This is a genomic window from Streptomyces sp. NPDC028991 (genome assembly GCF_055564775.1).
Genome location: NZ_JBVHVP010000041.1, coordinates 21,778 through 27,777 on the forward strand (window position 1 = coordinate 21,778; position 6,000 = coordinate 27,777).

Sequence of the window (6,000 nt, forward strand, 5' to 3'; positions counted from 1 at the left end):
TGGCAGCGAACAGCCGGGCCGAGCCCCGCGGGAGCCCTTGACGGGGGTTGTGTCACGGGTTAGTTTCGGCGCAGCCTGAATCGATTCACACGAACAGGTCATTCAAGTGCTCCGCGACGGGGCAACTTGCGCATCCAGAGGTGGACATGCCTGACATCACTGCCGTGAGAACCGCACTCGCCGACCAGCGGGTCGAGACGCCTTCCTGGGGCTACGGCAACTCCGGAACGCGTTTCAAGGTGTTCGCGCAGCCCGGCGTGCCGCGGACCCCGCGTGAGAAGCTGGACGACGCGGCCAGGGTGCTCGAGTTCACCGGTGTCACGCCCCGGGTGGCGCTGCACATCCCCTGGGACAAGGTGGACGACTACGCGGCGCTGGCCGCGCACGCGAGGGACCGGGGCCTGGAACTGGGCACCATCAACGCCAACGTCTTCCAGGAAGACGACTACAAGCTCGGCAGTGTCTGCCACCCGGACGCCGCGGTGCGGCGCAAGGCGCTCGCGCACCTCATGGAGTGCGTCGACATCATGGACGCCACCGGTTCCCGCGACCTGAAGCTGTGGTTCGCCGACGGCACGAACTATCCCGGCCAGGACGACATCACGGCCCGCCAGGAGCGGCTCGCCGAGGCCCTCCGAGCCGTCTACGAGCGCCTGGGCGACAACCAGCGAATGCTCCTGGAGTACAAGTTCTTCGAGCCCGCCTTCTACACGACCGACGTCCCCGACTGGGGCACGGCCTACGCACACTGCCTGAAGCTCGGTGCCAAGGCACAGGTCGTCGTGGACACCGGCCACCACGCCCCCGGCACCAACATCGAGTTCATCGTGGCCGTCCTGCTCCGCGAGGGAAAGCTCGGAGGCTTCGACTTCAACTCCCGCTTCTACGCCGACGACGACCTGATGGTCGGCGCCGCCGACCCCTTCCAGCTCTTCCGCATCCTCCGCGAGGTCGTCAGGAACGGCGGCCTGGACCCCGCCGCCGGCGTGGCCTTCATGCTCGACCAGTGCCACAACATCGAGGCGAAGATCCCGGCGATCATCCGTTCGGTGATGAACGTCCAGGAAGCCACCGCCAAGGCGCTGCTGGTCGATGACGAGGCGCTGGCCGCGGCCCAGGAGGAGGGCGACGTCCTGGCGGCCAACGCCGTCCTGATGGACGCGTACAACACCGACGTCCGGCCCCTGCTGGCCCAGGTCCGCGAGGAGAAGGGCCTGAACCCCGACCCGGTCGCCGCCTACCGCGCCAGCGGCTGGCAGGAGCGGATCGCCGCCGAACGCGTGGGCGGCGAGCAGGCCGGCTGGGGCGCGTAGCCGCCGCTCCGGGCCGCGCGGCCCCCGGGCATCCTCCGTCGTCACCTCACCCCGAAGGAAAGATCAACATGGCCTCCGCCATCCATCCCGAAGTCGCCGGGCTCCTGGCGCGCTCGCACCGGCTGGGCTCCGATCCGCGCAACACCAACTACGCGGGCGGGAACACGTCCGCCAAGGGCACCACCACCGACCCCGTCACCGGCGGCGAGCTGGAGCTGCTGTGGGTCAAGGGCTCCGGCGGCGACCTGGGCACGCTGAAGGCCGGGGGACTGGCCGCGCTGCGCCTGGACCGGCTGCACGCCCTGAAGGGCGTCTACCCGGGCGTCGAGCGCGAGGACGAGATGGTCGCCGCGTTCGACTACTGCCTGCACGGCAAGGGCGGCGCCGCGCCGTCCATCGACACCGCCATGCACGGCCTGGTCGACGCGGCCCACGTGGACCACCTGCACCCCGACTCCGGAATCGCGCTGGCCTGCGCGGCCGACGGCGAGAAGCTGACCGCCGAGTGCTTCGGCGACACGGTCGTGTGGGTGCCGTGGCGGCGGCCCGGATTCCAGCTCGGTCTGGACATCGCCGCGATCAAGGAGGCCAACCCGCAGGCCGTCGGCTGCGTCCTCGGCGGCCACGGTGTCACCGCGTGGGGTGCGACCTCGCAGGAGTGCGAGGCCAACTCGCTGCACATCATCCGCACCGCCGAGGCCTTCCTCGCCGAGAAGGGCCGCCCCGAACCGTTCGGCCCGGTGCGGGACGGCTACGAGCCGCTGCCCGACGGGGAGCGGCGCGCCCGTGCCGCCGCGCTCGCCCCCCACGTCCGTGCGATCGCGTCCGCCGACCTGCCGCAGGTCGGCCACTTCACGGACTCCGGGGCGGTGCTGGACTTCCTCTCCCGCACCGAGCACCCGCGCCTCGCGGCCCTCGGCACGTCCTGCCCCGACCACTTCCTGCGCACCAAGGTCCGCCCGCTGGTCCTCGACCTACCGGCCGGGGCGCCCCTGGAGCAGGCGATCGCTCGGCTGGCGGAGCTGCACACCGAGTACCGCGCCGAGTACCGGGCGTACTACGAGCGGCACGCCGTCCCCGGCTCGCCGGCCATGCGCGGCGCCGACCCCGCGATCGTCCTGGTGCCCGGCGTCGGCATGTTCTCCTTCGGCAAGGACAAGCAGACCGCCCGGGTCGCCGGTGAGTTCTACGTCAACGCGATCAACGTGATGCGCGGCGCCGAGGCCGTCTCCTCCTACAGCCCCATCGAGGAGTCGGAGAAGTTCCGCATCGAGTACTGGGAGCTGGAGGAGGCCAAGCTGCGGCGGATGCCCGCGCCCAAGCCGCTGGCCACCCGGGTCGCGCTCGTCACGGGCGCCGGCTCCGGCATCGGCAAGGCCATCGCCCACCGGCTCGCCGCCGAGGGCGCCTGCGTCGTCGTCGCCGACCTCGACGCCACGGGCGCGGCGGCGGTCGCCGAGGAACTCGGCGGCCCCGACAAGGCCGTGGCCGTGGCCGTGGACGTCACCAGCGAGGAACAGATCGCCGCCGCGTTCGCCGAGGCCGTGCTCGCCTTCGGTGGCGTCGACCTCGTCGTCAACAACGCCGGCATCTCCATCTCCAAGCCGCTGCTGGAGACCACGGCCGAGGACTGGGACCTCCAGCACGACATCATGGCCCGCGGCTCCTTCCTCGTCTCCCGGGAGGCCGCCCGGGTGATGACCGCGCAGCAGCTCGGCGGCGACATCGTCTACATCGCCTCCAAGAACGGTGTCTTCGCGGGGCCCAACAACATCGCCTACGGGGCGACCAAGGCCGACCAGGCCCACCAGGTGCGGCTGCTGGCGGCCGAGCTCGGCGAGTACGGCATCCGTGTCAACGGCGTCAACCCCGACGGAGTCGTCCGGGGCTCCGGCATCTTCGCCGGAGGCTGGGGCGCCAAGCGGGCCGCCGTGTACGGCGTGGCGGAGGAGAAGCTCGGTGAGTTCTACGCCCAGCGCACGCTGCTCAAACGCGAGGTGCTGCCCGAGCACGTGGCGAACGCGGTCTTCGCCCTCACCGGCGGTGACCTGACCCACACCACCGGCCTGCACATCCCGGTGGACGCGGGTGTCGCCGCGGCCTTCCTGCGCTGAGCCACCGGCCCGCCCCGATGCCGGTGCCGGCCGCGCGGCGGCATCAGGGCGCAACGCGGGCCGGCGACCGGCGCCGCATGGTGCACGCCACGCCGAGCCGGCCCACCCGCCGACCGCGCTTTCGCGCCCCTTCGCACCACCACACCTGGTGGGTGTCGTCCGCGACCCCGCATCGCCACAGCCCTCGCCTCACCACTCCTCGCCGCGCACAGCGGAGGTAACACCACGTGACCAGCACCCCGGCCCCCTCAGGCCTCCCCTCGGCGTTCGCCGCGGTCGACCTCGGGGCCACCAGCGGACGGGTGATCCTCGGCCGGGTAGGGCCGGACCGCCTCGACCTGAGCGAGGCGCACCGGTTCGCCAACACTCCCGTTCGCCTGCCCGACGGACTGCACTGGAACCTGCTCGCGCTCTTCCAGGGAACGGTCGACGGACTGCGGGCGGCTGCCAGGGCCGGTTCGGTCGCCTCCATCGGAGTGGACACGTGGGCGGTGGACTACGGGCTCCTCGACGCCGACGGGGTCCTCCTCGGCACCCCGTACCACTACCGGGACAGCCGCACCGACGCCGCCGCCCGGCGGGTCTGGCCCCGCGTCGGGCCCGAGGAGCTGTACCGGATCACCGGACTGCAGCATCTGCCGTTCAACACCGTCTTCCAACTCGCCTCGGCGGTCGGCAGCAGCCAGTTGGACGCTGCCCGCACGCTGCTGCTGATCCCGGACCTGCTGGTCCACTGGCTGACCGGAACCATCGGCGCGGAGGCGACCAACGCCTCCACCACGGGCCTCTTCGACGCCCGCACGGGCACCTGGTCCGGTGAACTCCTCGACCGGCTCTCCATCGACCCGGCTCTGCTGCCGCCCCTGCGCCGCCCCGGCGACCCGGCCGGAACCCTCCTGCCGCACGTCGCCGCCCACACCGGTCTGGACGCGAGCACCCCGGTCGTCACCGTCGCCTCGCACGACACGGCCTCCGCCGTCGCCGCCGTCCCGGCCACCGAACCGCACTTCGCCTACATCTCGTGCGGCACCTGGTCCCTGGCCGGCCTCGAACTGGACGCCCCGGTGCTGACCGAAGCCTCCCGGGCCGCGAACTTCACCAACGAACTGGGCGTGGACGGCAGCGTCCGCTACCTCCGCAACATCATGGGCATGTGGCTGCTGGAGGAGTGCCGCCGGATCTGGCGGGCGCGGGGGCTGCCCGCCCACATCCCCGCACTCCTCGCCGAGGCCGCGCGCGCCAAGGCGTTCGACGCGGTCATCGACCCGGACGACCCGGAGTTCCTCGCCCCGGGCGACATGCCGGAACGGATCCGCGAGCACTGCCGCCGTACGGGCCAGCCGGTCCCCGGCAGTCAGGGTGCCGTCGTCCGCTGCATCCTGGAGAGCCTGGCACTGGCCCACCGCCGCACCCTGCGGCAGGCGGCCGAACTCGCCGGCCGCGACATCACCCACATCCACCTCGTCGGCGGCGGCTCCCGCAACGACCTGCTCTGCCGGTTCACCGCCGACGCCACCGGACTGCCCGTCATCGCCGGGCCCACCGAAGCCACCGCCCTCGGCAACATCCTCGTCCAGGCCAGAACCGCCGGGCTGGTGGCCGACCTGGCGGCGATGCGCCGACTGGTCGCCTCGACCCAACACCTCAGGCACTACACCCCACGCGGCGACAGCTCGGCCTGGGACGCGGCAGCCGCCAGGCTCACCCCCGCCCGAACGGAGCCCTGATGCGCGTAGCCCTCTTCGCCACCTGCGTCAACGACGCCCTCTACCCGTCCACGGCGATCGCCACCGTCAAGGTGCTCGAGCGCCTCGGGGTCGAGGTGGACTTCCCCGCCGCCCAGACCTGCTGCGGCCAGCCGCAGTACAACACCGGCTACCGGCGCGCGACCGAACCACTGGTGCGCCGCACGGCCCGCGCCTTCGAAGGCTACGACCACGTCGTCACGCCCTCCGGTTCCTGCGTCGCCATGGTCCGCGACAACTACCCCCGGATCGGGGCCAGGGCGGTGGCCGAGGGCCGGGGCCGGGAACTGGCCGACGCCGCCGCGTGCCTCGTTCCGAACGTCTACGAGCTGACCGAGTTCCTCGTGGACGTGCTCGGGGTGACGGACGTGGGCGCCTGCTTCCCCCATACGGTCACCTATCACCCCTCGTGCCACGGGCTGCGCATGCTCGGCCTGGGCGACCGGCCGCGGCGGCTGCTGGAAGCGGTCAGGGGGCTGGAACTCGTCGAACTGCCGGGCGCCGAGGAGTGCTGCGGTTTCGGCGGCACCTTCGCCGTGAAGAACGCCGACGTGTCCGAGGCGATGGGCGACGACAAGGTCCGCAACGCGCTGTCCACGGACGCGGACGTGCTGTGCGGCGCCGACAACTCGTGCCTGATGCACATCGGCGGCATGCTGCGCCGCCGGGACGCACCACAGAGGGCACTGCACCTCGCGGAGATCCTCGCGAGTACGGAAGAGGAGCCGCTGCGATGAGCGGGACGTATCTGGGGATGCCGGCCTTTCCCGAGGCGGCGCGTGCGGCGGTGCACGATCCGACGCTGCGCGGGAACCTGCGGCACGCCAC

The 6,000-nt window shown here is 72.1% G+C and carries 4 protein-coding genes; all 4 read left to right on the plus strand.

Annotated elements, in window-relative coordinates; genetic code table 11:
• The first annotated feature begins 146 nt into the window (after positions 1-146).
• The 4 genes from rhaI to ACZ4V1_RS35000 all read left to right on the plus strand — a co-directional run bounded on the left by rhaI (position 147) and on the right by ACZ4V1_RS35000 (position 5,909).
• A complete protein-coding gene (gene rhaI, locus ACZ4V1_RS34985) occupies positions 147-1,313 on the plus strand; it encodes an L-rhamnose isomerase (protein WP_468344907.1) in 1,167 nt (388 codons plus the stop codon).
• Between the two features lie 68 nt (positions 1,314-1,381).
• Positions 1,382-3,427, plus strand: coding sequence for a bifunctional aldolase/short-chain dehydrogenase (locus ACZ4V1_RS34990; RefSeq protein ID WP_468344910.1), 2,046 nt, complete (start codon positions 1,382-1,384; stop codon positions 3,425-3,427).
• A 227-nt stretch (positions 3,428-3,654) separates the two neighbouring features.
• On the plus strand, positions 3,655-5,154 hold the full coding sequence (locus ACZ4V1_RS34995) for a rhamnulokinase (protein ID WP_468344913.1): 1,500 nt from the start codon (positions 3,655-3,657) through the stop codon (positions 5,152-5,154).
• The gene (locus ACZ4V1_RS35000; RefSeq protein WP_468344916.1) at positions 5,154-5,909 is read left to right on the plus strand and encodes a (Fe-S)-binding protein; all 756 of its coding nucleotides are present in this window, start codon (positions 5,154-5,156) and stop codon (positions 5,907-5,909) included. The genes ACZ4V1_RS34995 and ACZ4V1_RS35000 overlap by 1 nt, the downstream gene beginning before the upstream one ends.
• Positions 5,910-6,000: the final 91 nt, after the last annotated feature.

Bases quoted from the DNA above. Each gene is read 5' to 3' on its own strand.
- rhaI (WP_468344907.1), top strand. From the start codon at position 147: ATGCCTGACATCACTGCCGTGAGAACCGCACTCGCCGACCAGCGGGTC.
- ACZ4V1_RS34990 (WP_468344910.1), top strand. From the start codon at position 1,382: ATGGCCTCCGCCATCCATCCCGAAGTCGCCGGGCTCCTGGCGCGCTCG.
- ACZ4V1_RS35000 (WP_468344916.1), top strand. From the start codon at position 5,154: ATGCGCGTAGCCCTCTTCGCCACCTGCGTCAACGACGCCCTCTACCCG.